Raw genomic sequence first — 26,321 nt, 5'->3', positions numbered from 1 at the left:
AATCTTTAATTATATTTCTTGTTTTTTTAAGTTTCTCTGCAAGTTGCATTGCTTTATAAATAGAATTTTAATTTTTCTTTCCTGTCGATATTTCTTCAGCCAGGAGTAGCGCATTATATGCATTGACTACTTTTCCGGATTTTGAAAGTTCCGTAAAAGGTTTTAACAGGCCGTTTTTTTCGCCGGGAACCACTACATCTAATTTATATGCCACTCCAGACTCTAAAATAATATTCTTTACTTGTTTTGCAGTAAGTTTAGGATAGTGAGAACGAATCAAAGCTGCCACGCCAGTAACAATAGGCCCTGCCATTGATGTGCCATCTCGATAAGAATATCCTACGATAGGATCAGTAGTTTTTAAAAAATACCCCGGAGCAAAAAGATCTACGGTTTTTTTACCGTAATTGGTAAAATGAGCAAGGAAATATTTATCTCCGTCTAGTGTAATGGCACCTACCTTAATAAAGTTATCGCAAAATTCAACACCTGTTTGTTCATCATAGTCGATAGGGTAGAAAGGTTTGATGTCATTGTCGCTCGAATCATTTCCAGCCCCCGCAATTAATAAAACATCATGTTCTTGGGCATACAAAAAAGCTTCTTTAATCCAATCCGTATGATCGCCGGAAGTATTGCCAAAGCTCATATTGATCACTTTGGCACCATTGTCCACTGCATAATGTATAGCTAAATTTATATCTTTTTCATGCTCATACCCTCCATAAGGCACTGCCAGGATTGGCATAATTTTAATTTGGTCGCTAAATCCTTCAATACCTATTTTGTTTTTTCTATTGGCCCCAATTACACCGCTTACGATAGTACCATGATAAGTCCATTTTGCATTTTTTGACACATTATTATTTCCGTAATGGGTATCTTTTAAATCTAAATCGTTATCACCAATAATTGCTCTGTCATGATAATCTTCATTGTAACTTGTTCTGAATTTATCCTGGACTTTAATACTGTCATTTATCAATTCTGTATAGTCTTTACCTAATCTTATAAAATTTCTTAGCGTCAGGACCTCTTGGGTCAGGGAAGCATTTTCTTTTTTACACTTTCTATATAAATTATCAATCTCATCTATTTCGAAATTGTTTTTATGCAATTGGGCTTCTACTTTTTTAAAACTCTCTCTGTATGATTTTAAATTTTGACTCGCATATTTTTTCAACTCGTTTAAATCTTCTAAATCCTTTTTGAATTGATTTTTTGTTTTTACATACAAAAGAGAATCCTTGATGTTCCCTTCGAAGTTAGGGTAATGGGAGTATTTTTTCTTTAGATTTCTAAGAATTCTAATGGGTGTAATATTCGCATAAGATATACTTTCTCCTTTGGCATTTCCTAAAAAATTCCAACCGTTTACATCATCTGTGTACCCATTTTTGTCGTCGTCAATACCGTTATGCGGAATTTCCTTTTTATTAATCCAAATGGCTGGTTTTAAATCTTCATGGTTAATATCAATATCCGTATCAATGACAGCCACAATGATTTCTTTTCCTTTTTTGTTTTTAATAATTTCCTTGTAGGCTCTGTTTAAACTTGTTCCTGCCAGTGTATCTTTTTCAATATCGAGATGCTGCCATTGCGCTCTAATATTTATTGGCAATTCATTTCTATAGGTAGTAGTAGGATTTTTAATATAATCCTGTTTTGATTGTCCAAAACAATTAAAACAGAAAAAGATTATAAAGATGTATGTATATTTTATCATAAATAATAAAGAAAAAAATTAAATGAGGTTTTCAAAATATTTGAATACCCCATTTTAATATAATTAAGGTCTTCCTCCTCCAACTGTTGGTCCAACAGGCGGGTCGATAATGCCTCCGTCGTTTGTGCCTCCAATAATCGCTTTTAAATTTTTTAGTTTAAACAATTCAAAATTGGATAAACTGTTGCTTGATTTTTGTTTTTGTTTTTTCATTTTAAAGAATTTTAAAAATTAAGTGCCAAACTTACAAGGGTTTTAAAAAAAAAGCAAATACTTATTTTATCAATTCATGAATTGATAGCTTTTATTTTTACAATCATTTGTTTTTCAACTCTTTAATAAAGCAAGAAGGTTTCATTTTTGTATATGCAATGAATGCTCTCGTGAATGTTTGAGGGCTATTAAACCCTGAAATTTCGGATAATGCTTGAATAGTATATTTCAAATGCCTTTTATCTGTTTCTAATTTTTCTAATATATATTCTATGCGAAGTGTGTTTATGTATTGGGTAAAACTATAGTTTTTAATTTCATTAATAACCTTAGATAAATAACCTGAATTTGTCTTAAACTCTGTGGCTAGTGAGTCGATTGTATATTCATTATTTATATACCATTTCTCATTCTCAAATTTTTCAAGACAATTAACAATATGATTAATTACATTTTCTCCAATATTAGAAAGAGATGGTTTTTTTACAGAAAATTTTAATTGGTTTTTATTTATATTTATTTGATGTTCTCGTTCTTTTTTATAGGCTTCAAATAGTTTCTTCTGTTTTTGCAGTTCATTTTCCTTTTTAATGTTGTTTAAATGCCATAAATAAATTAATGCTATAATTCCTAAAAAGAGAATCATAAGAAGTATTATAAATTGAATTTTATCTTTTCGGAGAGAAGTAATTATATTTTGTTTTGATGCAACAACTTTTTGTATATCATAATTTTTAGTAATTCTGTCAGTAATATATTTATAGTTGACATCAAGAACTTTATCCGCTTTAATAAATTGGTCTGAATAGTACAATACTTTTTTATAATCAGCTTGATTTTTATAATAATTTATCAAACGATCGTAAGCTGTAATTGTAAATAGATAAATATCTTTTCTTACGTTGAAAATAGAATCTACTTTTTTATAATATGTAATTGCTCGATTTTCCTGATGAAGTTTTTTATAACATTCACCTATGTAGAAACAGTTTTCAGCATAATTTGAAAAGTCATTATTTTTTTTAATATCTTCTAGTGGATTTTTTAAATCTGTTATAGCTTTTTGATATTGTTTTCGTTGAAAATGATTTTTACCTCGGTTGGAAACAAAATAAGGTAAATAGAAATTCCCATCTTTATAATCTCTGCAATAAGCTATTCCTTTTTTTACGTACTCTTCAGATAACTTAGTATTATTTATTCTTTGATATAATTCACTCAAACCTAATACGTACCTTAAGTAATTTGAAAATTTAGAAACCCTTGCGTTTTCTTCACATTTTTTGTAAATTAAAATTGCTTCTTCATGTTTTCCTTGCGTACTTTTTATAGATCCTATTTTAAAATTGATTCTATCTTCTAAATCCTTAGATAAATTGGGATGCTTATTAGCAACTAAAAAATAATTTAAAGCTTCCTTTGTTTTTCTTGCATCATCATATATGCAGCCTTTTATCCAATATAAAAGGGAAAGATCCTCCATTCTTCTATTTTTTGCAATATTAATTGCTGAGTCAGCATATTTTAAATTTAATTCAAAATTGTTTGATGCTCTCCCAACATAAAAATACCCGTCAATTATTTCCTTTGAGTTATTCTCTTTTTTTGCTTTAAAAAGATAAGCTTTACTATATAAAACAGTGCTTTTTTGGATGCTATTATCTTTATCTATTTGTTGCTTTAATTTATTATAAGAATATTTTTGTAGTGAATCAGGTATGGATACTTCATTTTGCGCTTCTGATAAAATACTTTTAAAAAAAGCTAAAATAAAGATTAAAACTTGAAAATATTTCATACGGAATTTGAGCAGTTTTTATTTTTAAGCAACAAAAGTAGTTTTTTTAACATTATCAGTGCATCGATTATAACTTTTTAATTTGAATTAGTCCATATACTGCGAATAGGAAAAAGCATAAAGTATTTATAAACTGCTTGTTGTGGTTTTGTTTTTTTTCAATTCGTGAATTGGAAGTTATCAATTCATGAATTGATAAATAGACTGTTTGCGCCGTGCTTCTTTTTAACTTTAATTTGCATCAACAAAACAAGATATCTGTTTGAGTTAAACGCAGAGATTGGCCATCTCAAAAAATCGCATGCTACTAAAAATACTTTTCTGGCTTTTGGTAGAGAAAATAAATCAGAAAGAAACTATTTATATTACAAGGTGGGTTAGTAAATAGGTTCCAAAGTAAATCCGCCATAAAAAAGCAGCCTTACTATAAAAATGTTTTCGACGACATACGTAAGACTGCAATTAAAAGTAAAAAACAAAGTTATGAAAAAAATGTTATTCGGCTTAATTGCCACGGTTATGATCTCAAGTGCTTCTTTAGGGCAAACGGTTACTGCCGAAACTCAAAAAAACCTTGTCAACACACAAATGGTTTCAATTGTAAATGGAGCAAAAGCATTCTTTACAAAAGGACAGAGTTATGATGCTTTTTTGGATGCAATGTTGATTCCTTCTCCAACAGTACCTACACAAGATGAATTTTTCAAAAAAGTTTACGAATATGTAAGCAACAATACTGATGATTGTGATATTTTAAAGTCTGATAATTCAGTTTTGTCTAGGTTTGTTATTGACTTATCAAAAAGCCCTAAAAATCAAGGAAGTTCAGCAGATCTTTTTGGAAAGAAAAAATGGTGGCAAAATCTAATCGAAGCTGTTGCTAACATAGCTTTAGATATATTGGTCCCGACCAACGACACCATTATAGTGATCTGGGAGCCTTAAAAAAAATATTCTTGAAGGGCTCAAACATGAGCCCTTCATAGTTTAATACTAACGCTTTAATATACAAATGAAAAAATCATTTTCCTTAGCAATTTTAATACTTTTATCCTCCTGTAGAGAATATAAAGCATTAATGGCTGAACAATCAAAATTTAATTCTGAAAAGAAATTAACCTTTAATGATGATAGTAAAGAAGCCTTTAACGTTAATATAAACGGCATTAATCATAATTTATTTTTTGATACAGGTGCGGGTGTTACTTTAATAAATAATGCCAAGTTTGATTTGAATGATAAAAAAATTATCAGACAGAAAAAAATATATGGCTTTGATAAAAAGACGCTATCTACCTCTACAACATACTCTGTAGATTCTCTAAAAACAAGTTTGTTTACGACTAAAAACAAATATTTATACGTCTCAAAAATAGAGAATATAAGAAATTGTTCTCAAGATAAATACGATGGGATTTTAGGTAATTTTTTCTCTGAAATTGAAAATCAAATCGAATTAAACTATGAAATTGGGTATATTAAAATTGTAGAGAATGAAATTGACAAATCTGGGTATTCAGTATTAGACGCTACGTTTAATCCAATCTCCGGAAAATTTTCTGTAAAAATTGAAGTAAACGGAATTAGTGACTATTTTTTATTCGACACGGGTAATAAAATGGCTATCCTTATTAATAATGGTGTATATAAAGTCCTTCCGGAAAAAGTCGCGACAATTTCTTCACAAAATCTTGCTGTAAATAACACGGTTATGATTGTAAAAATTGATGTATATCAAAGTGTTTTCGCTATGTCTGATGATTTGGTTTTCAATCAATATGTTGGAATAGATAATACATCAGAACGAAGTATATTGAATCAGCAATTCATCAAAAAATTCAATTGGATAATAGACAGAAAAAACAAAAAGGTTTATTGCAAAGCCATTAATATAAATAAATTAAATTCTGTTTATAAAATTCCTTCAAGGAAAGAATTGTCAGGAGAAAAGAATGAAAAACTGGTTGTCACTTTTTGTATTGAAAATGTTTCCAAGTATAATATTGGAGATGAAATTGTTTCTATAAATAATCAAAAAGTAACTGCTGCGAACATTTGCGAAATGCAAATATTACTTAACAAGACTGAAGATTGGGCTACGTTACAATTAGAAACCATCCCTGCCAAAAGCTAAAAATTAATCAAAATGAAATATCTATTCCACCTAGCAACATTCCTGTTGCCATTACTTTGTATTGCCCAAACTGAAGCAAAAATCATAAATGCCGACATTAGAGGACATGCCTGTGCCGGAGGCTTTGGACTTTGCAGTATACAAGTTCCTCCAGAAACCGATTTGAACAAAGCAATCAGTACTTCTAAATTGGTAGCAACCCATCAAGCGGATAATAGTTTTATTTTAGAAATAGATAAACACCAACTCACAGAAAGCGAACAGAAAAGTCTTGTAGGGAAATCGTTAGCGCTAATTTCACAAAAAGAAACTGTCTTTTTTTTTCAGGAAGCCAATTTAATAATTGACGAGAAAACCCTCATATATTTGGGAATCAATTATAAATTTAACCTCCTTAAAGCTGGTAATTATCCTATGGAAATCACTTCAGAAAAAATTTTGGTAACCATCACACTTTCTTATAACTAATCATTAAATTAAAACAAGATGTTCAAATTAATACATTTTCTATTGCTGATTTTTATTCTTTGTTCATCTGCTGTTTTTTCTAAGGAAATAAAACCGAATGATCCGGTTGCGGAACAAATCATGGCAGAATTAATGCAAGAAATGCAACAAGTAAAATTGGAATATAAGCAACGTAATTTTGGTTTGCAAAAAGAACTTGTTGTAGTTATAAAGAGACTAGATAGCCCAGCAACTATCCAGGAACAAGTGCAGCTTCTTGTCAGAAAAGAAAATCTAAAACAAGAACTCAGTATAAACTATAAACTCGAACAAGCCGATATCAGCAAAATTAGATATATAAAAGGGTTGGAGATTATAAAATTGCTTTATGATAAGGTATTGGCTTTAGATCATCATTTTGCAACGATAACTACATTTAATGAGATTAACAAAATTGCAAATCCCAATAGTTATCCGGAATTCGCAAAAATGAAAGAGGTTTTAGTTCAGAAAAAGGATGCTAAAACAGGATTCAATATGTCGAACTTGATGAATAGCAATGTATATACTTCGGTGATTTATTCGTTTGTGTCATTATTTACGAATGAAAACACTACAAAAACACAAAAAGAAGATAGTTTAAAGGAAGTGGAGTGCATATTGGATTTTACACTGCGGATGCAAAATGATTTGAATACAATTTATTTTGAAACCGCTTTTTTACAAAAAAGTAATGAAGGAATTAAAAGCGATTTAGAGCGTTTGTTTGTAGATTACACAAAGACTTTGAAATATAATGCCTCTTTAGCAGCCTGCCGAAACAATGACGATTGGGATACTATTAAGGAGAGCCTTAACCAGTATTTAGTAAATTTAAATAAGACTATAAAAGACCAAGGTCAAACAGCTAAAGCACAAAAAATGCAGATCAATTTAGAATTTCCTATTGATCGATTGTTGCAATTCATTACGCAATACAATAGTTTTATTGACCAAGGTTCTAAATTTTATCAAAAGTTTCATATTATGCTCAACAGTTATGAAAATCAGAAACAATGTGAGAGTAAGATTCCTTTAGAATATCTTAAGATGAAAGATGGAATTGTAGTTGCCATCGATAAATTCAATACCGCATATAAGCCTGTAGAAATTAACGGTTCAAAGATGAAAGAGATTCTTTATGGGGTAAATGAATATGAATAGTTATCCGAAATTATGCTCTAGTCAATCATCGACAGAAATCGTAAAAAAATGAGAGTGAAAGAATCTTCAAATTAGTTACAAAAATGATAACTTTATAGTTAACTTTGCTATGGATTCAGAAAGACAGATTATATTTTACAAAACATATTTTCAAGACTTTTATTTGGATCAGAATGAAAAGGTTCGTGAGAAAATTGCATGTATTTTTAAAGTAATTAATAGCGTTCAAAAAATTCCAGCTAAATTTTCGAAACATCTTGAAGGAACTGATGGACTCTTTGAAATACGAATTGAATTTGAAAGCAATATTTATAGAGTTTTCTGCTGTTTTGATAAGGGAAATTTAGTTGTGCTTTTTAATGCTTTTCAAAAAAAGACACAGAAAACACCAAAAAACGAAATTGAATTGGCAATAAAACTTAAAAAAGAATATTTTAACTCAAAAAACTGACAAAATGAACAAGAATGAAAAAATCAGAAACACTAAAAACTTTGAAGCGTTATTAGATACTGAATATGGGACAATAGGAAATGATAAAAGAGATGAATTCGAAAAAAAAGCACAATATTTCGTGATAAGTGAAATGTTAAAAGAGTTGCGTCGTGAGGCAAAAATGACGCAAGAACAATTGGCTACAAAAGTCGGAACTAAAAAAAGTTATATTTCAAGACTTGAAAATGGGAAATGTGATATCCAGCTTTCAACACTTTACCGGATTTTTGAGTTTGGTCTTGGCAAAAAAATAAATTTAATAATTGGATAAATATAAATGGTTATTTGCCAACAGCGATTACGAAAATCACTAAGTTCCATCAACTATCAAAAAAACGCCGTTTTTTCAAAAGCCGTCTTATATTCGGAAATTTCAAGCAGTTCTTGAAGTCGCGCGACAATCCATATTAGAATTTTATATTTGCTCTATGGACTTCTTCTAACGCATATCGAATATTTCCATTGAAATTGTATTTTTGCACTATGGAAAATCCTTTCGACGATAATTACTTCATGAAAAAAGCTTTGCAGGAAGCCGAAATGGCTTTCGAAAAAGATGAAATCCCTGTAGGAGCCGTCATCGTTATCGACAATAAAATCATAGCCCGAACCCATAATCTGACCGAAATGCTGCATGACGTTACCGCTCATGCCGAAATGCAGGGCATCACATCGGCCGCTAATTACCTTGGCGGGAAATATCTTATGGGATGCACGCTTTATGTCACACTCGAGCCTTGCCAGATGTGCGCCGGTGCTTTGTATTGGAGCCAGATTTCCAGAATTGTATATGGTGCGAGCGATGAACAACGCGGTTTTATCAAAATGAGAACCCAAATTCATCCGAAGACTAAAGTGGTTGGTGGCGTTTTAGAACAGGAAGCTTCAAACCTGATGAAGCGATTTTTTGCTGAGCGAAGGAAGTAACTTTTTGGCAAAAAAAAACTCCTCAATTACTTGAAGAGTTTTTAAATTTAATCTTTAATTACATTTCCTTTTTTGTCAAAGAAATGATATTCTAAATACGTGTAAGCGTCACGAGGTATAATTTTCACCCATTTTTTATGTTCAAAAAACCACTTTGAACGTATTGATGGAAAACCTTTGGTAAGGTATGCACCCACAAATGGATGTACATTAAGTACAGCATCCGGATGGGTCTTAATAATTCTTTCTAAATCAGAAGCAATTCTGTCGATAATCAAAATTGGAGCTTCAATATCCCCTTTATCATTATTAGGATCTTCTTCCCTGGTTTCAATATTTACTTCTGGTCTGACTCTTTGTCTTGTAATCTGGACTAATCCAAATTTACTCGGAGGCAGGATTTTGTGTTTCGCTTTATCATCACTCATTTCTGCTTTCAAGAAATCGTAAAGCACTTTTCTGTTTTCGGGATTCGACAGATCGATAAAATCGACTACAATAATACCGCCCATATCACGAAGACGCAATTGTCTGGCGATTTCGGCTGCAGCTATCATATTGACTTCCATGGCTGTATCTTCCTGATTGGTGGCTTTATTAGAACGGTTTCCGCTGTTCACGTCAATAACGTGCAAAGCTTCAGTATGTTCAATAATAAGGTAAGCCCCTTTGCTCATCGATACGGTTTTTCCGAAGGAGGTCTTGATTTGTCTTTCTATGTTATATTTCTCGAAAATAGGAGTGTCTTTTGATTGATAAAATTTAACAATTGATTGTTTTGAAGGCGCTATTTCTTGTAAATAGTCCTTGGTTTCGTTGTACAACTCTTCATCATCGATATGAATACCACTAAAGGTATCATTGAATACATCTCTTAAAATAGAAGAAGCTCTGTTGAGTTCCCCTAATATTTTTGAAGGATGATGAGCGGTTGGTAATTTTTTACACATTGCAGTCCATCTGTCTAACAGGTTCTGCAAATCTTTGTCTAGTTCGGCTACTTTTTTGCCTTCGGCTACTGTACGAACAATAACGCCAAATCCTTTTGGTTTGATCGATTGCACTAGTCGTTTAAGACGATCTTTTTCTTCTTTGGATTCTATTTTTTGTGAAATAGAAACGCGATCAGAGAACGGAACGAGAACAATAAATCTACCGGCAAGAGAAAGCTCAGAGCTGATTCTTGGGCCTTTGGTAGAGATAGGTTCTTTGACGACTTGTACTAAAATTGACTGGTTGGGACTCAGAATATCTGTGATCGTACCATCTTTGTCAATTTCTTTTTCAAACTGAAAGTTTTTTAGGGTGAAATCTTTTATTTTACCTGCGCTTACAAGTTTTATGAATTTCAGTTGGGAAGCTAAATTCGGACCTAAATCGTGATAATGTAAAAAGGCGTCCTTATCGTGGCCTACATGTACAAAAGCGGCATTTAATCCGGCAACTGGTTTTCTGATTTTGGCAATAAAAATATCACCAACCTGAAAGTTGCTTTTTTCTTCTTCCTTGTGTAATTCAATTAGTTTTCCATCTTTTAATAAGGCAAAATCTACGGCTTCGGAACTAGATCTGATGATTAATTCTTTATTCACACTGTAAATTTTTATCCAGACTTTTAGTTTGAAGTTTAAGGTTTGCAGTTTACAGTTTTACAACTCATAACTCCTAACTTAGAACTCATAACTGAATTGTAAGGATGGATTAAACAATATTTTAACAGGTATTGAACCCGGTGAAACTAATGAATTTGGGATGGCAGATGGCAGAAAGCAGGGTTTTTTATAAATCCCGAATCTTAAATCTTAAATTCTAAAATCAATGGTTTCCATTTCAATGAACTTAATTTTCTAAAAAAGAAAAAAGTAGTTTTAAACTACTTTTTCTTTTTGTGACGGTTAGCTCTCGCTCTTTTTTTACGTTTGTGAGTCGCTACCTTATGTCTCTTTCTTTTTTTACCACTTGGCATATCTTGTAGTTTTTATTGATTAATATATTATTTTGTTTCGTTATTTGTTTTTACTCCTTCAACAAAAATCTTTGCTGGCTTAAATGCTGGAATATTGTGTGCTGGAATTTTTATTGTAGTATTTTTTGAGATATTTCTACCTGTTTTTTCAGCTCTAGTTTTGATAATAAAACTACCGAAACCTCTTAAATAGACATTGTCTCCAGTTTCTAAAGAGTTTTTAACCTCTTCCATGAATGTTTCTACTGTTGCTTGAACATCTCCTTTTTCAAGACCTAATTTTTCTGAAATTTTCGCTACGATATCTGCTTTCGTCATTTTCTTTCTTATTAATAATGTTGTACTATTTTTTGGGTCTGCAAATATATGAATTTAAAAAACAATTAATCAACCTTAAACAATTAAAATTTAATCATATAAACTTTTACTTTTGCTGTCCAATATATAATTATGAATTTTTCTAACTTATTAATCCAATGGTATTTACAAAACAAACGTGATTTGCCGTGGAGAAATACCCAAAATCCTTATCCTATTTGGCTGTCAGAAATTATGCTTCAGCAAACGCGAGTAGCGCAAGGAATGCCTTATTTTTTTTCTTTTACCAATGCTTTTCCAACCGTTTTTGACCTCGCAAATGCTTCAGAAGAGCAAGTTTTGAAACTTTGGCAGGGTTTGGGTTATTATTCCCGAGCCCGAAATTTGCATAAAACCGCACAACATGTAGCTTTTGAACTTAATGGCGTTTTTCCTGACAATTATAAAGAACTCTTAAAACTAAAAGGAATTGGCGACTACACTGCCGCGGCAATTGCCTCTTTCTCTTATAATGAAACGGTTCCGGTTGTGGATGGAAATGTTTTTCGGGTTCTGTCCCGTTATTTTGATGTGGAAACCGATATTGCTTTGGCTTCCGCCAAAAAAGAATTTGCTGCTTTGGCTTTCGAATTAATGCCAAAAGATAATCCGGCATTATTCAATCAGGCGATTATGGAATTTGGCGCTCTGCAATGTGTTCCAAAAAACCCGAATTGCGAAGACTGCGTAATGAATAGGAGTTGCCTGGCTTTGCAAAAAAAGAAAGTTCATTTATTGCCAGTAAAATCAAAGAAATTAAAAGTAAAAAATCGATTTTTTAATTATTTGGTAATTGAAGATGAAGATATGAAAACTATAATTCATAAAAGAACCAATAAAGGAATTTGGCATAATTTATACGAATTCCCTTTGATTGAAACGGAAAGTGAAGTCGATTTTGATACCATTGTGACTGCTGTAAAAAAGCATCAATCTTTCGATAATGAAATCAATTCCATTGCAGAGTTCCATTCAAAAAGTCGAATCCATAAACTTACGCACCAGCATTTGCATATTAAATTTTGGAAAATCAAAGTAGATGGAACGGTTGAAAACGGTATAGATTATGAAGCCTTAAAAATATTTCCTTTTCCGATTGTGATTTTTAATTTCATAGAAAATGATTTTTTGAACTAACTTAAAAAAAGTGTATATTTGAGTTTACCTAAATCTAAGAATTAAAATGAGTGGAACTCTGAATAAAGTGATGTTGATTGGCTATCTCGGGGATGATGTAAAAATGCATTATTTTGATGGCGGTAATTGTATCGGGCGATTTCCTTTGGCGACAAATGAAACCTATATCAATAAAACGACAAACGAAAAAATCAACACAACCGAGTGGCATAATTTAGTAGTGCGTAATAAAGCAGCCGAAATTTGTGAAAAATACCTCACCAAAGGGGACAAGATATATGTGGAAGGAAGAATAAAATCACGCCAATGGCAAGCGGAAGACGGTTCTACAAAATATACGACAGAGATTCAAGTGACCGAATTTACATTTTTGACTACCAAAAAAGAGACTGAAGCAAATAGACAAGTTCCTGCTTCTGAGCCAGCAAAAAACACTAACTTTGACCCGCAAAACACCTCTTTACCAGAGAATGATTTGCCTTTTTGATTGTTTAACTAATCCCATTGAATTTGGACCCGGAACCTCCCAGTTACATAGCATTTTTATCGACTTTAGACACTGAATTATTATTTGGTTTTATAGTAATTTTTGTATTGCTTTTCTTTTCAGCAATGGTTTCTGGTGCAGAAGTTGCTTTTTTTTCATTGACACAAAAAGATTTGGACGATGTTTCGCAAGAAAATCATTCGAAGGGACATCTGATTAATTCCTTATTAGAAAAACCAAAAAAATTATTAGCTACATTGATTGTTGCTAATAATTTCATCAATATTGGAATAATTATTCTGTTCTTTTTTATAAGTAAAACCTTATTTCATTCGATTGCTTCCCCGATTTTAAAATTTGCTATTGAAGTCGTCGTGGTTACTTTTCTGATTTTGTTATTTGGGGAAGTTTTGCCCAAAGTATATGCGAGCAGAAACAACATCAGGTTTGCAAAATTCGTTGTTAATCCCTTATCAATATTAAATAAATTGCTTTCGCCAATCAGTTTGCCGATGCGGGCCATAACTATTTTTTTGCATGAAAAGTTGGCTAAGCAAAAATTTAATTTCTCAGTAGACCAACTTTCTCAAGCCTTAGAACTAACTTCTTCTGAGGGAACATCACAAGGAGAACAAAAAATATTAGAAGGGATAGTTTCGTTTGGGAATACCGATACAAAGCAGGTGATGAGCCCAAGAATTGATATTTTTGCATTGGAAATTGATGAAAGTTTTGAGGAACTTTTGCCAAAAATTATCGAAAAAGGTTTTTCCAGAATTCCCGTTTATCGTGACAATATTGATCATATAGAAGGCGTTTTGTTTGTAAAAGATTTAATTCCGCATATCGACAAGAAAGATTTTGATTGGAAAACCTTACTCAGAACACCTTTTTTTGTTCCGGAAAATAAAAAACTCGATAATTTGCTGAAAGATTTTCAAAGCATGAAAAATCATTTGGCTATTGTTGTTGATGAGTATGGCGGAACTTCAGGATTGGTTTCGCTCGAAGATGTTATCGAAGAAATTGTAGGTGATATTAGTGATGAATTTGATGGGGAAGACATTAATTTTTCTCAAATAGATTATAAAAACTTTCTTTTTGAAGGAAAAATAAATCTAAAAGATTTTTATCGAATTGTATCGGTCGATGAATCACTTTTTGAAGTTAGAAAAGGAGAAGCCGAAACTTTGGCAGGATTTATATTGGAAATACTGGGAAATTTTCCAAAGAAAGGTCAAAAAATAGATTTCAGTAACTGCTTGTTTTCGATTGAAGTGGTGGATAAAAAAAGAATAAAACAAATTAAAGTAACCATTGAATAATAGTATAATGCTTAAAAAAATAATGACTTTTTCTTTTCTGGCAACAGTAGTACTTGCTGTTTTTAGCTGTAAAAAGGATGTGGTTCCAAAGCCTTCCAGTCACCTGCGATTGGATTATCCTGTGGCAGAATATGCCCATTTTGAAAATGATTGCCCGTTTACTTTTGATATGAATTCGAATGCGGTAATCAAACAAAAAGGAGATTGTAATTTCGAGATTACCTATCCTAAAATGAAAGCTACGGTTTATCTGACTTATAAACCAGTAAATAACAATATCAATACTTTGCTGCGAGACGCACAAAAACTCACATTCGAACACGTTATCAAGGCTGATGATATCTTAGAGCAGCCGTATTTAAATCCTTCCAAAAAGGTGTATGGCATGTTTTATCAAGTAGAGGGAAATGCGGCGACTAACACACAGTTTTATGTAACCGATAGCACGAAACATTTTGTTGCGGGTTCCGTTTATTTTTATGCAAAGCCCAACTTCGATTCGATTATGCCCGCCGCCAGTTATCTGAAAAACGATATGCAAAACCTGATGGAAAGTTTGCAATGGAAATAAAAAAAGGAACTCAATTGAGTTCCTTTTTTGTATGCTATCTGTTATAAAAAATAGTTTCTTTCCGCTGAATTATAGTGCTGCTTTATCAGCGGTATTTTTTACATTGGATACTTTATAAGTTTTTCCGTCAGCTGCGGCTTCAACCGTTGCAAACAATTTTTCCGGAGTTTGTTTTGTAGCATCAAATTCTACGGTTGCTGTTTTTTTATCAAAATCTACGGTCGCTTTTTGAACGCCATCCATTCCTGCTAATTCTTTTTCTATTGTTTTAGCACAACCCATAGCACAAGTCATTCCTTCGATATTGAAAGTTGCGGTTTCCGGTTTTACGGCAGCAACTATTTCTTTTGGTGCTGTATTTTCAGTTGAAACTTCTGAGGTTGGTTCGCTTGCTGTTTCTTTGCAGCTTATAAATAGTACACTTGTCAAGGCTAAAGCCAAAAATGATTTGGTAAAGTTCATAATATTCAAATTAAAATTTGTTGTTGGACAATCACTTAATTAGTAATCGATTACAAAAATAACAAAAAAAGGAAGCGGTAATTCATAAAATTATTACAATTTTGACGTTTTAAAAAGCGATTATGAGTTCAAAGCAGTTAAAGTGGTTTTTATTGATTGTTCTTGCCCTGATTTGGGGAAGTTCTTTCATTTTGATAAAAAGAGGTTTGGTGGCATTGACACCTTTTCAATTGGGATCTTTGCGAATTATTTTTGCGGCGGTTTTTCTGTTGATAATTGGATTGAAAAGTCTGGCTTTAATTCCGCTGGGGAAGTGGAAGTACATTGTATTGACCGCTTTTTTCGGTACTTTTTTGCCTGTGTATTTGTTCTCGTTTGCACAAACTGAAATTAATAGTTCGGTAAGTGCGATTTTAAATTCGCTGACACCCTTATATACCTTGCTTTTGGGCGCATTTGCCTTTGGATTATTATTTGAACGCAGACAGCTTTTCGGGGTAATTGTTGGGTTAATCGGTTGTGTATTGCTTATTTTTAATGGAGCGATTAACAATCCGGGGCAGAATTATTATTATGCCATTTTGGTAGTAATCGCGTCTGTATGCTATGCAGTTAATGTGAATTTAATCAAGAAATACTTGTCAGATTTGACTCCTTTAAGCATTACCACGGGAAATTTCACGATATTACTTATCCCGGCTTTGTTGGTGCTTTCTTTTACCGATTTCTTTGCCGTGGTGCAACAACCAGAAGTGCAGCATTCAATCGTATTTATTTTAATTTTAGGTATTGTAGGTACAGGAATAGCAAATATTATTTTCTTTAGATTGATTCAGATGTCTTCCCCCATTTTTGCTTCTTCGGTAACGTATTTGATTCCTATAGTGGCCTTCTTTTGGGGATTGTTAGATAATGAATCACTTTCTTTAATCCAGTTTTTAGGCGCTTTTATTATTCTGTTTGGGGTTTATCTGTCTGCCAGGAAATAAAAAAGACTACCTTTTCAGATAGCCTTTTAGTGTTTGGTTTTATTTTAATTAAATAAAATCGGTATCAGAAACACCTTCGTTGATTTTTACATCAGTTGTGATTAGTTCTAATTCAAGGCCAATATTCAAGGTCGTTTTGTATGGAATCTTAATTCCTTTTACTTCTTTGTAATCACTATAATTAGTGGTTTGGGTCATTTTTTTGCCGCCTTGTTCCATGGTTTTAGACTCGGCTACTTTAAATCCAGATTTCACATCATAATATAAAGTTGACGTTCCGTCTTTGATAACATAAGCGTCACTTCCATTAACAGTTTCAATTCCATCAAGAATAAGTCCTGTTTTTTTAGATAAGGTTAATTCATCAAAAGGATTTGCACTGGCTTTCATATCTGCTAATTCATCACCGGATAAATCTTTTCTTTGTCCTTGCTGAACCATGTAAGCGCCTTTTTCATTGACTACTTGTTTCATCATGGACATTCCCATCGCTTTCATTTCTCTAACTAATTTGTTGCTGGATGTTGTTTTTGATGTCAATTCTACCGCAGTTCCCTGAATGGTTCCAGAAGAAATGGTGTATAAAGATTTAACGGATTTCAACATTTTTTCACCACCAATCACATTGATGTAATTGTCTAAAACTGTTTTTGCAGTTACTCCGTTTGGAATAACTTTTTTCATCACAGGCTTTTCAACAGGATTACCATATTTATCAAAATAAAACATTGGAATTTTTAATTTTTCCAAACCAGGAATCACTTCGCTTCCTTTTCCTACAATGACTACTCTGATATTGTCTGCAAGGAAATATTTATTGGCTACAGCCATAACATCTTCTGCAGTTACCGCGTTGATGTTTTTGATGTAGTTTTCGTAAAAATCCTCAGGAAGTCCTTGGGTTTTAATTCTTAATGCATAACCTGCAACAGTTTGCGGTTTTTCGATTTGCATGACAAATTTCCCGATGTAACCAGCTTTAACATCATTTAAAACCTCATTAGACACTTTTTCAGTTCTGATTTTTCTGATTTCTTTGAAAAATTCCACTACAGCACTATCAGTTACCGAATTTCTTACTTGTGTGGAAGCTTTGAAAGTAGAAATATATTTGTTTGCCCCAATGCTTGAACGAGCACCGTAAGTCCATCCATGGGCTTCACGAAGATTCATATTCAAATAACTGTTGAAATCTCCTCCTAAAATTTGATTGGCAACAATAGCGGCAAAATAATCTTTGTCGCTCATTTTTAAGTTTACCGTGTTCTCCAAAGCAATTTCGGACTGAACGGCATTTGGCATATCTACAAAATTAATTTGAGCATATTGAACATTCTTAGGTTCAGAATAAGTCAAATTTGGAGCAGTTGCTTTTTCCCAAGAGCCAAAAAGTTTTTTAACCGCTTTTTTGACATCTTTAAATTTAACATCTCCAATGATAACTAAATAAGCATTTTCGGGTACGAAATTCGAATTGTAATTTGTGATTACGTCAGCAAGAGTGACATTCTTGATGGTTTCCTCACTTAGGAATTCGCCAAAAGGATGGCTTTTTCCAAAGGCAAGAACATTTTGAACTCTTCCTGCAACTGCAGCAACACTTTTTTCCTGAGTTTTTAATCCTTCGATTAATTTGTCTTTTTCTTTATCAAATTCTGCTTGAGTAAAATTTGGGTTCAAAGCGCCGTCAGCCATTAATTCAAGGATTCTTCCGGCATATTTAGAAAGAGAATTCGCCGAAGCTCCTGTAGAATAAAAGTTGATGTCCGCTCCAAGAAAATCAATTTCTTCGTTGAAAGCATCTTTGGTTATTTTTTTACTCCCATTACCAATTAAACTACTGGTTAAATCTTCAACCCCTTTTTTATCGTTTTGCGCGTAAGGCGTATTGTCGATACTTAGATTAAAAGAAACTCTTGGTAATTTGTGGTTTTCTACTACCAAAACTTTTAGTCCGTTAGGAAGTGTGAAAGATTCCGGTTTCTTGATGTTGATTACTGGTGATGGACCAGGTTTTGGCTGAGTTCTGTCTTGTGCTTGCATAATAATGGTTAAAAACAAGCTTGATAACACTATAATTGTTTTTTTCATGATTCTGAATATCTTAGTTTTGAGCTTTGTCTTTTGATGGAACATAATCCAAAATCAATCTTTGGTTTGGATTTAAATATTTTTTAGCGATGTCTCTGATTTCTTGAGCAGTGATTGATCGATACATGTCAATTTCGGTATTGATTAAGTTGATGTCACCGTATAATAAATAGAATGAAGCCAGGTTTTCGGCAATTCCCTCTACGCTGGCGTTTCCGTTAACATAATTGTTTTCATATTTATTTTTCAGTTTTTGCATTTCTTTATCAGAAAGCAATTCCGTTTGTAATCTAACAATTTCTTCATCTACTTCTTTAATGATTCCTTCAGAAGTGTTTGTTCCTTGTGGCATTCCGTAAAGAATATACATTCCGTAATCTTCCTGACTGTAGCTAAAAGCACCAATTTGCAATGCCATTTTCTTGTCATCTACAATTTTCTTGTATAATCTTGAACTTTTTCCATCACTCAAAATGGTAGAAATCATGTCCAAAACTCTTGCATCACGTGTTTTCATTGATGGCGTTCTGTAAGATGCAACAACCATAGGAAGCTGGATATTTGGATCCTGATAAGTAGCTTTTATGGTTTTGGTAATTGGTTCTTCTGCAAAAGTTTTTCTTACTATGTCAGCCCCTTTTGGAATAGCGCCAAAATATTTCTGAATCCATTCTTTGGTTTTAGCCATATCACTCAAATCTCCTGCAACAACAAGTACTGCATTGTTTGGCACATAGAATTTTTTATTAAAAGCCTGAAACTCTTCTAATTTTGAAGCATCAAGATGTTCCATAGAACCAATAGTTGCCCAACGATAAGGATGGTTGGTAAACATGTTTTTCTTAACCTCTGCGATTAAATTTCCGTAAGGCTGATTGTCAACGCGAAGACGTTTTTCTTCTTTTACCACTTCGTTTTGAGTGTCAACACCAATTTGGTTGATTACAGGATGCATTAATCGTTCTGATTCCATCCATAATGCCAATTCTAAATTGTTCGATGGGAATACTTCATAATAATACGTTCTGTCATCAGAAGTATTGGCGTTGTTAGTTCCACCGTTTGAAGTAACGATTTTGAACCATTCGCCACGTTTGATATTAGCGGTTCCTTCGAATAATAAATGTTCAAAAAAATGTGCGAAACCAGTTCTTTCCGGGTTTTCATCTTTTGATCCTACATGGTACATTACTGAGGTTATTACTACTGGAGCCGACGAATCGTTATGCAAAATAACATGCATTCCATTGTCTAAATTGTATTCTTCAAAAGCTACTTTTTGTGCTGAAGCAACACTGCCAAGCATAAGCATTGAACTTAAAGCCATTAATGAATTTTTCATAAAAGATTAATAATTTTGGTTGATTTTACCGAATTGGTATTTTAAAACGGCGTTTTGTTACATCAAAAATACTTTTTTTTAATCATATTGTGTTTATCTAATTTAATTTAACAGATTTTAACATTTTCAAATCAATATTAAATGCCAAAAACTAACTTTAAAAGGTTGATTTTCAATAAAAATTATTTTTTTGACGAAGTAATTGCAGAATAAATATTAAGTTGTATATTTGCAACCTTAAAAATTAACTAAATATCATTGTTTATGTACGCAATCGTAGAGATAGCAGGGCATCAATTTAAAGTTAGCAAAGATCTAAAGGTTTATGTTAATCGTTTGGCAAGTGAAGAAGGTTCGAAAATTTCTTTCGACAAAGTTCTTTTGTTAGATGATAACGGTACAATCACTTTAGGCGCCCCAGCTATAGAAGGTGCTTCTGTAGAAGCTAAAGTGTTACAACACTTAAAAGGAGATAAAGTAATCGTTTTCAAAAAGAAAAGAAGAAAAGGTTACAAAAAGAGAAACGGACACCGTCAGTATCTTACTCAAATTGTAATAGAAGGAATCAGCGCGACTGGTGGTACTAAAAAAGCAGCTCCAAAAGCTGAAAAAGCAGCTCCGAAAACAGCAAAAAAAGCGGATGATTTGGCTTTGATTGAAGGAATTGGACCTAAAGCTGCAGAAGCTCTTGTTGAAGCTAAAGTGGATACTTTTGCTAAATTAGCGAAGATGACTCCAGAGGCAGTTAAAGAGATTTTAACAAACGCCAGCTCAACTTTGACACATTTAGATCCTACTACTTGGGCGCAACAAGCTCAATTGGCTGCGGATGGTAAAATGGACGAATTGAAAAAATTACAAGATGAATTAAACGGTGGTAAAGCTGTTTAATTAATATTAACAAAATAAAAATTATACGTCATGGCTCACAAGAAAGGTGTCGGTAGTTCCAAGAATGGTAGAGAATCAGAATCAAAACGTTTAGGCGTTAAGATTTTTGGTGGTCAAGCTGCTATCGCCGGGAACATCATCGTAAGACAAAGAGGTTCAAAACACAATCCAGGTGAAAATGTTTACATGGGTAAAGATCATACGCTACATGCTAGAGTTGATGGAGTGGTTAAGTTCCAGAAAAAAGGTGAAAATAAATCATACGTTTCTATTCTTCCATTCGAAGCATAAGGAATTACGATTTTTTTGATATTAAAAAACCCGTTTCGAAAGAAACGGGTTTTTTTGTTTTGGGTTTATTCAGCTTTGGCTTTTTCTAACGCCTCATTGTATTTTACTTTGGCGCTGTCTCTTGCTTCATTTGCTTCGGACTTGATTTTATTCCATACTGATTCCGCTTCGTCAGCCGTTTTTTGTGCTGCTTCTTCCGCTTTTTTATCGCCTTTGGCTACGGCTTCTTTCAAATTTTCTTTGGCAGCGTTTAATTTTTCTTGTGCTGTTTGCATACGGGTGCTCCAATCGACATCGGGGGAAACTTTCGTGGTGGTTACCACGGTTGTCGTGTCGTTGTTAACGTCCGTTGTTTCTACCGTGACTTCTTTTTTACAGGCATTGAATAACAATCCGCAAAGTGCCAAGGGTAATATTATCTTTTTCATTTTATACAATTTTAAGTTTTTATAAATGTATAAAAAAACCCTCACATTTCTGCAAGGGTTCTGAAAATCTTAAATTGAGATTCCTCCTTTCGTCGGATTTTTATTATTACAAAACCAATTTCTTTTGAAAAGGTTTTTGTTTAGTTTAAAGTTTAATGATTCAGTCTACAAATTCTTAGTTTAAAACTGAACTAAATCCATTTTATTACAAAGGTTTTGATGAGGGAAAGCTTTGTATTAGCTCAGTAATATTTCCTATAGAAATAGATTATTGGTTGCTTTATTATGTAGCTACTTTTTCTTCAATTCTTTTGCCTCTTTTTTTAACCGTCTCTCTTCTTCATTTTTTTTCTCAAGCTTCTCTTTTTCTAATTTGCTGGCCTCAACTTCATTTTTGTATTGTTGTATTTTGTTTGATGAAGTTTCTATTTCGTTGTTTTTCGCATCTAGTTTTTCTTCAACTTTGGAAACTTCTTTTTTTATTTTTTCAATACTTTTTTGAAGTTCAAGATCATTAATGTTTTTTGATTTGTTTTCAAGAATAGCCAATTCATCCTGTTTTGTCTTTAAATCAGTATTAAATTTTTCTGCCTTTTCTTCTAGTTTCTTTCTATTTCTTTCTTCTTTTGATAATTTGTTTTCTGCAATTTCAATTTTATTTAGGGAGTGGGACATCATGTTTCGCATTTGCTGCTGTTGCATATACGCTTGTCGATCACTAGCCCATTTTTGATTCATATTATTCATTTGTTGGTTCATATTTCTTGCTTGTTGCTGTTGCATTTGCATTGAACGATTTACCGTATTCATATTGTATTGTGCAGTGGCGAGGATTGGCAATAAGGCTAATGCGGTTAAAATAAGCTTTGTTTTCATAATTCTTGGGTTTTAGGTAAAAATTGGTATTAGCATTTGATAAAAGATGATCTTGTTCTTTTTCCGATTTCAAATATAAGTTTATAATTGTATAACCATAAATAATATTTTATTAATATGATTGTTTTTTCGCCGGATTATCCTAACATGCCCGCGTGAGGGATAGCAGTGAAAATCCTTTTTCGTAACGAAGTGGAGAGAAAGATTGCAACGAATAGCCCGACCTCATTGCAAACCTAAATTTCTGCTTAAACGCAAAAAGTACTGTAACGAGGTCACGCCCAAACAAAAAAACCTCACATTGCTGCAAGGGTTCTAAAAATCCAATAATCTAATTTTAGACTAGTATCTGTAATATCCCGGTTTGAATGGTCCTTCAACTAGAACACCAGTATAATCAAATTGGTTAATTCCAGACGAGTAAGTTAGTTGCTCTAATTAGACGGATTGAATGAAAATCCCACGCTAAAAAACAATCTAACTTTGTCAATATTGTTTATCCATGAGGTGTCAAAATGAATAGGGCCTAAAATGGAAAGATAGGAGATTGCAGCCCCGCCTGACATCAATAAACTTGTTTCTTTATTGTCATCCCAATTTCCTTTTGCATTTAAAGCATCATCTACGTATTCGTTAAAGTTGCCAAAGCCAACGGAAGCGATATTGAAATGTGGAGTCAGGTAAAATTTACCCAAGGGATTCAATTGTACGCCAAGTTTTATAGACATAAATTGAGTAACACTCAGCTCGTCCTCATGCATACCTGGGAATACAAAACGATTACTACCGGAACTTGGAATAAAGCCTCCAAGAAAATATTTTGCAGCATAGCCATAATTAGAAAAAGAACCTTCATTACCTTTTGGCTTGTCTTGAAAAATAAAATTAGCATCAAATCCTATTATGCCAGTAATCTTCTTTTTTAATTGTACTCTTTTTTCAAATGCGAATCCTACTTTAGTGAAGCTATTTGTTGACCCCGAAAAATCGGTTGAATCCGTTTCTGTAAAAGCTATGTTAATGTCATTGCGCAGTGAACGATTTATATTTGCTTTTAAAATTGTTCCATTTGTTGCAAAAAAAACTTTATCCATCCCATTGCGTAAATAATGTGCATTTACTTCTAAATTGCCAAAATTATAGTTGTTAAGAGATAGTACATTATCATTTATATCGGGATCATTTTTAGGTTTCACCACAGTGTAACTATAGTTTAATCCAAATCCAAGATAACTGTTCAGTGAATTCAAATTTCGGTTTACTTCATTATTGAATTCGAAAGCATTGTACAACATATTATCCGCCGATTTTCCATCTACAAAAATTTCCTGCTGCAGCAATGCACCATAGAGCTCCGTTGCCCACCACCAGTCTTTCTTTTTTCCGAAATTTTTCTGAAAATCTATTCTTATTTTTGGTTGTTCTGCGATATCCGCAGTAGCAATAAGGCGGGAAGATTCGGCCAGAACGTTTCTGGCATTATAATTAAGAATTAATCCAACTCCTCTATAAGTGTCGTAATGAAGGGATGCATTAACTTGGTTTTTAGGAAATTCTAATCCGTTTAATAGTAATCCTAATTTGTCTCCGTCGTGAACGAAATAACTGTAGGTGATTTGGTTAAAAAGATTGGTGCCCATGGCGCCATTAATGCCTGCTGTTAAATCTTTAGTGGTATATTTTGTTTGCGTTTTGATATTTGTTCGGGCAATAACAAGAGGAAGATTTTCCTTGCTGATATTTTTATAAACGATAGTATCAATGACAAATTCGGTAGAAACCGTTGGCAGTTCGTGAGTTCGTTGTTTGAATCCTTTTAATTTTTCTGCTAAAGCTGCTAATGCGTCCAGATTTAGATTGGTTGCAATTGTACCATCTTTGTAAATTTCGTTGCTTTTTGTGAAATCAGTTGTGGAAAATCTCAAGTTAGGCAAGTGATCCACTAAGATGTCACATAGTTTACGATTTTCTGGATCCTTGATATTACTGGGAAACATGCTGGTTTGCATCAGTACAGCGATAAAGCTATCCAATTTATCTATTGGTTCCATTCCACCTCCTACATCACTGCCAATTATGATGTCGGCACCCATTTTTTTTGCAATATCGGTTGGAAAATTATTCATTACTCCTCCGTCAACCAGCAGCGTTTTTTCATACGGCATGGTTTTAAAAACCGCCGGTAAAGACATACTCGATCTCATGGCAAAAGCTAAATTTCCTGTGCCAAGAATGACTTCCTTGCCATATACAACATCTGTAGCCATTGCTCTAAAGGGAATGGAAAGATTATCAAAATCTTTGACATTATAGACAGGAAAGGTCAATTCTGTAAGAAATTCTCTTAAATATTGATCGTTTAATAGAGAACTTACGCTTGTTGGTTTTCCGTCTTTGATTCCTATTCCAACCAAATATCTTTGAAACTCACTTTTTTCCTCCACACTCACACTTTTCACAGACATGTTTCCTCCGAGTAGTTTGTCCCAATCGATGTTTTTGGTTATTTTTTGAATACTGTCACCAGAATATCCCATTGCATACATACCTCCGATAACGCTTCCCATACTGTTTCCAACGATAAGATCAGGAACAATGTGCAAGGAGTCTAAAGCTTGTAAAAGAGGAATATGCGCTAATCCTTTGGCACCGCCACCGCTTAAAACCAAAACCACTTTAGGTTTTTTTTCTTGGGCAAAAATAATCTGAGTAAGTGTTAGTGAAAGTAATAGGACGAATAAAGAAACTGTTTTTTTCAAAAGTAGTAGAATTTGATAATATTTAGAAATAGGGGAAGTATTTTACCTCTAGAAAAAATGTTAATTGATTTACAAACATACTATATTTTTGTACAGCACATGTGTTTGATGAAGGTGCATTTCTTAAGAGTTGGTAATTGTTGTTGTCATTAAGCATGAAAAATAAAAAACCCTCGCTCCCCGAAACTTGGGGACTGCAAGGGTTCTAAAAATCCAATTATCTAAAAATCTAATTTCAGACTAGTATCTGTAATATTCCGGTTTAAACGGTCCATCAACAGGAACGCCAATATAGTCTGCTTGGTCTTTACGTAAAACTTCCAATTCAACACCTAATTTTGCCAAGTGCAAGAAAGCTACTTTTTCATCTAAATGTTTTGGTAACATGTAAACGTCATTGTTATACGCCGCGCTGTTTTTCCACAATTCGATTTGAGCCAAAGTCTGGTTTGTAAAGGAATTACTCATTACAAAACTTGGGTGACCTGTTGCACAACCTAAGTTTACCAAACGACCTTCAGCCAAAATCAAAATGTCTTTTCCTGCAATCGTATATTTATCAACTTGTGGTTTGATTTCGATTTTAGACGCACCGTGGTTTTTGTTCAACCAAGCCATGTCAATTTCGTTATCAAAATGCCCGATGTTACAAACGATAGTTTTGTCTTTCATTTTTTCGAAATGAGAACCCAAAACGATATCTTTATTTCCAGTAGTAGTAATGATAATATCAGCAGTTTCGATAACTGTATCTAATTTTTTAACTTCAAAACCGTCCATTGCCGCCTGAAGCGCACAAATTGGGTCAATTTCGGTAACGGTAACAATAGATCCAGCACCTCTAAAAGAAGCGGCAGTTCCTTTACCCACATCACCGTAACCGCAAACGATTACTCTTTTTGCAGCAAGCATAACATCAGTTGCACGACGAACTGCATCAACAGCTGATTCTTTACAACCATATTTATTGTCAAATTTCGATTTAGTAACCGAATCATTAACGTTAATTGCAGGCATTGGTAACGTTCCAGCTTTTACTCTTTCGTAAAGTCTGTGAACCCCAGTAGTAGTTTCTTCAGATAAACCTTTGATTCCGGCAACCAATTCCGGGTAACGGTCAATAACCATATTGGTCAAATCTCCACCATCATCCAAAATCATGTTCAAGGGTTGTCTGTCTTCGCCAAAGAATAAAGTTTGCTCGATACACCAGTCAAAATCTTCCTCATTCAAACCTTTCCAGGCATAAACCTGAATTCCTGCAGCAGCAATCGCAGCAGCAGCCTGGTCCTGAGTAGAGAAAATGTTGCAAGAACTCCAAGTCACTTCAGCACCCAAAGCGATCAATGTTTCAATCAAAACTGCAGTCTGGATCGTCATGTGCAAACATCCTGCAATACGAGCC

The 26,321-nt window shown here is 33.2% G+C and carries 26 protein-coding genes; 14 read left to right on the top strand and 12 right to left on the bottom strand.

The features are described from left to right. Positions 1-67: 67 nt before the first annotated feature. From VI621_RS01930 to VI621_RS01920, 3 genes are all read right to left on the bottom strand, one after another. Entirely contained in the window at positions 68-1,729 is a 1,662-nt protein-coding gene (locus VI621_RS01930) for a S8 family serine peptidase (protein WP_324216707.1), read from the bottom strand. Positions 1,730-1,792: 63 nt separating this feature from the next. After that, entirely contained in the window at positions 1,793-1,942 is a 150-nt protein-coding gene (locus VI621_RS01925) for a hypothetical protein (RefSeq protein WP_324216706.1), read from the bottom strand. Between the two features lie 103 nt (positions 1,943-2,045). Further along, positions 2,046-3,740 carry an AraC family transcriptional regulator gene (locus VI621_RS01920; RefSeq protein WP_324216705.1) on the bottom strand — a complete coding sequence of 565 codons (1,695 nt, stop codon included), beginning with the start codon at positions 3,738-3,740 and terminating at the stop codon, positions 2,046-2,048. Between the two features lie 483 nt (positions 3,741-4,223). Between VI621_RS01920 and VI621_RS01915 the strand changes: the two genes are divergently transcribed. From VI621_RS01915 to VI621_RS01885, 7 genes are all read left to right on the top strand, one after another. Beyond that, the gene (locus VI621_RS01915; protein ID WP_324216704.1) at positions 4,224-4,685 is read left to right on the top strand and encodes a hypothetical protein; all 462 of its coding nucleotides are present in this window, start codon (positions 4,224-4,226) and stop codon (positions 4,683-4,685) included. Between the two features lie 67 nt (positions 4,686-4,752). Next, positions 4,753-5,874, top strand: coding sequence for a hypothetical protein (locus tag VI621_RS01910; protein ID WP_324216703.1), 1,122 nt, complete (start codon positions 4,753-4,755; stop codon positions 5,872-5,874). Positions 5,875-5,886: 12 nt separating this feature from the next. Beyond that, entirely contained in the window at positions 5,887-6,342 is a 456-nt protein-coding gene (locus VI621_RS01905) for a hypothetical protein (RefSeq protein ID WP_324216702.1), read from the top strand. An 18-nt stretch (positions 6,343-6,360) separates the two neighbouring features. Then, positions 6,361-7,524 (top strand): hypothetical protein, encoded by a 1,164-nt coding sequence (locus VI621_RS01900; protein WP_324216701.1) that lies wholly within the window; start codon positions 6,361-6,363, stop codon positions 7,522-7,524. A gap of 109 nt (positions 7,525-7,633) precedes the next feature. Next, positions 7,634-7,975 carry a type II toxin-antitoxin system RelE/ParE family toxin gene (locus tag VI621_RS01895; RefSeq protein ID WP_324216700.1) on the top strand — a complete coding sequence of 114 codons (342 nt, stop codon included), beginning with the start codon at positions 7,634-7,636 and terminating at the stop codon, positions 7,973-7,975. 4 nt (positions 7,976-7,979) lie between these two features. Continuing rightward, positions 7,980-8,288 carry a helix-turn-helix transcriptional regulator gene (locus tag VI621_RS01890; protein WP_324216699.1) on the top strand — a complete coding sequence of 103 codons (309 nt, stop codon included), beginning with the start codon at positions 7,980-7,982 and terminating at the stop codon, positions 8,286-8,288. A 212-nt stretch (positions 8,289-8,500) separates the two neighbouring features. Next, positions 8,501-8,944, top strand: coding sequence for a nucleoside deaminase (locus VI621_RS01885; RefSeq protein WP_324216698.1), 444 nt, complete (start codon positions 8,501-8,503; stop codon positions 8,942-8,944). 47 nt (positions 8,945-8,991) lie between these two features. Here VI621_RS01885 and VI621_RS01880 read toward each other — a convergent pair whose 3' ends face one another. Both VI621_RS01880 and VI621_RS01875 read right to left on the bottom strand, forming a co-directional pair. Next, the gene (locus VI621_RS01880) at positions 8,992-10,536 is read right to left on the bottom strand and encodes a ribonuclease E/G (RefSeq protein WP_324216697.1); all 1,545 of its coding nucleotides are present in this window, start codon (positions 10,534-10,536) and stop codon (positions 8,992-8,994) included. 401 nt (positions 10,537-10,937) lie between these two features. Further along, positions 10,938-11,228, bottom strand: a complete 291-nt coding sequence (locus tag VI621_RS01875) for an HU family DNA-binding protein (RefSeq protein WP_126743351.1) — start codon at positions 11,226-11,228, stop codon at positions 10,938-10,940. Between the two features lie 132 nt (positions 11,229-11,360). Here VI621_RS01875 and mutY point away from each other — a divergent pair, with 132 nt between their 5' ends. From mutY to gldD, 4 genes are read left to right on the top strand one after another with little or no spacing between them, the layout of a single operon-like run. Next, positions 11,361-12,404 (top strand): A/G-specific adenine glycosylase, encoded by a 1,044-nt coding sequence (mutY, locus tag VI621_RS01870; RefSeq protein WP_324216696.1) that lies wholly within the window; start codon positions 11,361-11,363, stop codon positions 12,402-12,404. 46 nt (positions 12,405-12,450) lie between these two features. Further along, complete coding sequence (locus tag VI621_RS01865) at positions 12,451-12,891, top strand: single-stranded DNA-binding protein (protein WP_324216695.1); 441 nt, start codon at positions 12,451-12,453, stop codon at positions 12,889-12,891. 23 nt (positions 12,892-12,914) lie between these two features. Continuing rightward, the gene (locus VI621_RS01860) at positions 12,915-14,216 is read left to right on the top strand and encodes a gliding motility-associated protein GldE (RefSeq protein WP_324216694.1); all 1,302 of its coding nucleotides are present in this window, start codon (positions 12,915-12,917) and stop codon (positions 14,214-14,216) included. Between the two features lie 7 nt (positions 14,217-14,223). After that, entirely contained in the window at positions 14,224-14,787 is a 564-nt protein-coding gene (gldD, locus tag VI621_RS01855) for a gliding motility lipoprotein GldD (RefSeq protein WP_324216693.1), read from the top strand. A 69-nt stretch (positions 14,788-14,856) separates the two neighbouring features. Here the strand turns inward: gldD and VI621_RS01850 are convergent, their stop codons facing one another. Beyond that, positions 14,857-15,249: a heavy-metal-associated domain-containing protein gene (locus tag VI621_RS01850; protein WP_324216692.1), complete on the bottom strand. Its 393-nt coding sequence runs from the start codon at positions 15,247-15,249 to the stop codon at positions 14,857-14,859. Positions 15,250-15,371: 122 nt separating this feature from the next. On the opposite strand from VI621_RS01850, the gene VI621_RS01845 reads away from it, so the two are divergent. Beyond that, positions 15,372-16,238, top strand: a complete 867-nt coding sequence (locus VI621_RS01845) for a DMT family transporter (RefSeq protein WP_324216691.1) — start codon at positions 15,372-15,374, stop codon at positions 16,236-16,238. Between the two features lie 48 nt (positions 16,239-16,286). Here the strand turns inward: VI621_RS01845 and VI621_RS01840 are convergent, their stop codons facing one another. Continuing rightward, positions 16,287-18,329, bottom strand: coding sequence for an insulinase family protein (locus tag VI621_RS01840; protein WP_324216690.1), 2,043 nt, complete (start codon positions 18,327-18,329; stop codon positions 16,287-16,289). A 13-nt stretch (positions 18,330-18,342) separates the two neighbouring features. Next, positions 18,343-19,671 (bottom strand): pitrilysin family protein, encoded by a 1,329-nt coding sequence (locus tag VI621_RS01835; protein WP_324216689.1) that lies wholly within the window; start codon positions 19,669-19,671, stop codon positions 18,343-18,345. 264 nt (positions 19,672-19,935) lie between these two features. Between VI621_RS01835 and rplU the strand changes: the two genes are divergently transcribed. Next, on the top strand, positions 19,936-20,562 hold the full coding sequence (rplU, locus tag VI621_RS01830; RefSeq protein ID WP_324216688.1) for a 50S ribosomal protein L21: 627 nt from the start codon (positions 19,936-19,938) through the stop codon (positions 20,560-20,562). Between the two features lie 30 nt (positions 20,563-20,592). Continuing rightward, positions 20,593-20,853, top strand: coding sequence for a 50S ribosomal protein L27 (gene rpmA, locus VI621_RS01825; RefSeq protein WP_126743342.1), 261 nt, complete (start codon positions 20,593-20,595; stop codon positions 20,851-20,853). A gap of 65 nt (positions 20,854-20,918) precedes the next feature. Here the strand turns inward: rpmA and VI621_RS01820 are convergent, their stop codons facing one another. The 4 genes from VI621_RS01820 to ahcY form a co-directional block, all read right to left on the bottom strand. Next, entirely contained in the window at positions 20,919-21,281 is a 363-nt protein-coding gene (locus VI621_RS01820) for a hypothetical protein (RefSeq protein ID WP_324216687.1), read from the bottom strand. 291 nt (positions 21,282-21,572) lie between these two features. Beyond that, positions 21,573-22,157 (bottom strand): hypothetical protein, encoded by a 585-nt coding sequence (locus VI621_RS01815; protein WP_324216686.1) that lies wholly within the window; start codon positions 22,155-22,157, stop codon positions 21,573-21,575. 434 nt (positions 22,158-22,591) lie between these two features. Further along, positions 22,592-24,916, bottom strand: coding sequence for a patatin-like phospholipase family protein (locus tag VI621_RS01810; RefSeq protein WP_324216685.1), 2,325 nt, complete (start codon positions 24,914-24,916; stop codon positions 22,592-22,594). Positions 24,917-25,156: 240 nt separating this feature from the next. Continuing rightward, positions 25,157-26,321: adenosylhomocysteinase (gene ahcY / locus VI621_RS01805; protein ID WP_324216684.1), on the bottom strand; the 1,165-nt coding region annotated here is incomplete at its 5' end.

This window comes from Flavobacterium sp., assembly GCF_035292545.1.
GTDB lineage: Bacteria > Bacteroidota > Bacteroidia > Flavobacteriales > Flavobacteriaceae > Flavobacterium.
Note: the sequence above shows the minus strand (reverse complement) of the source record. Positions and strands in the feature narration are given on the sequence as shown.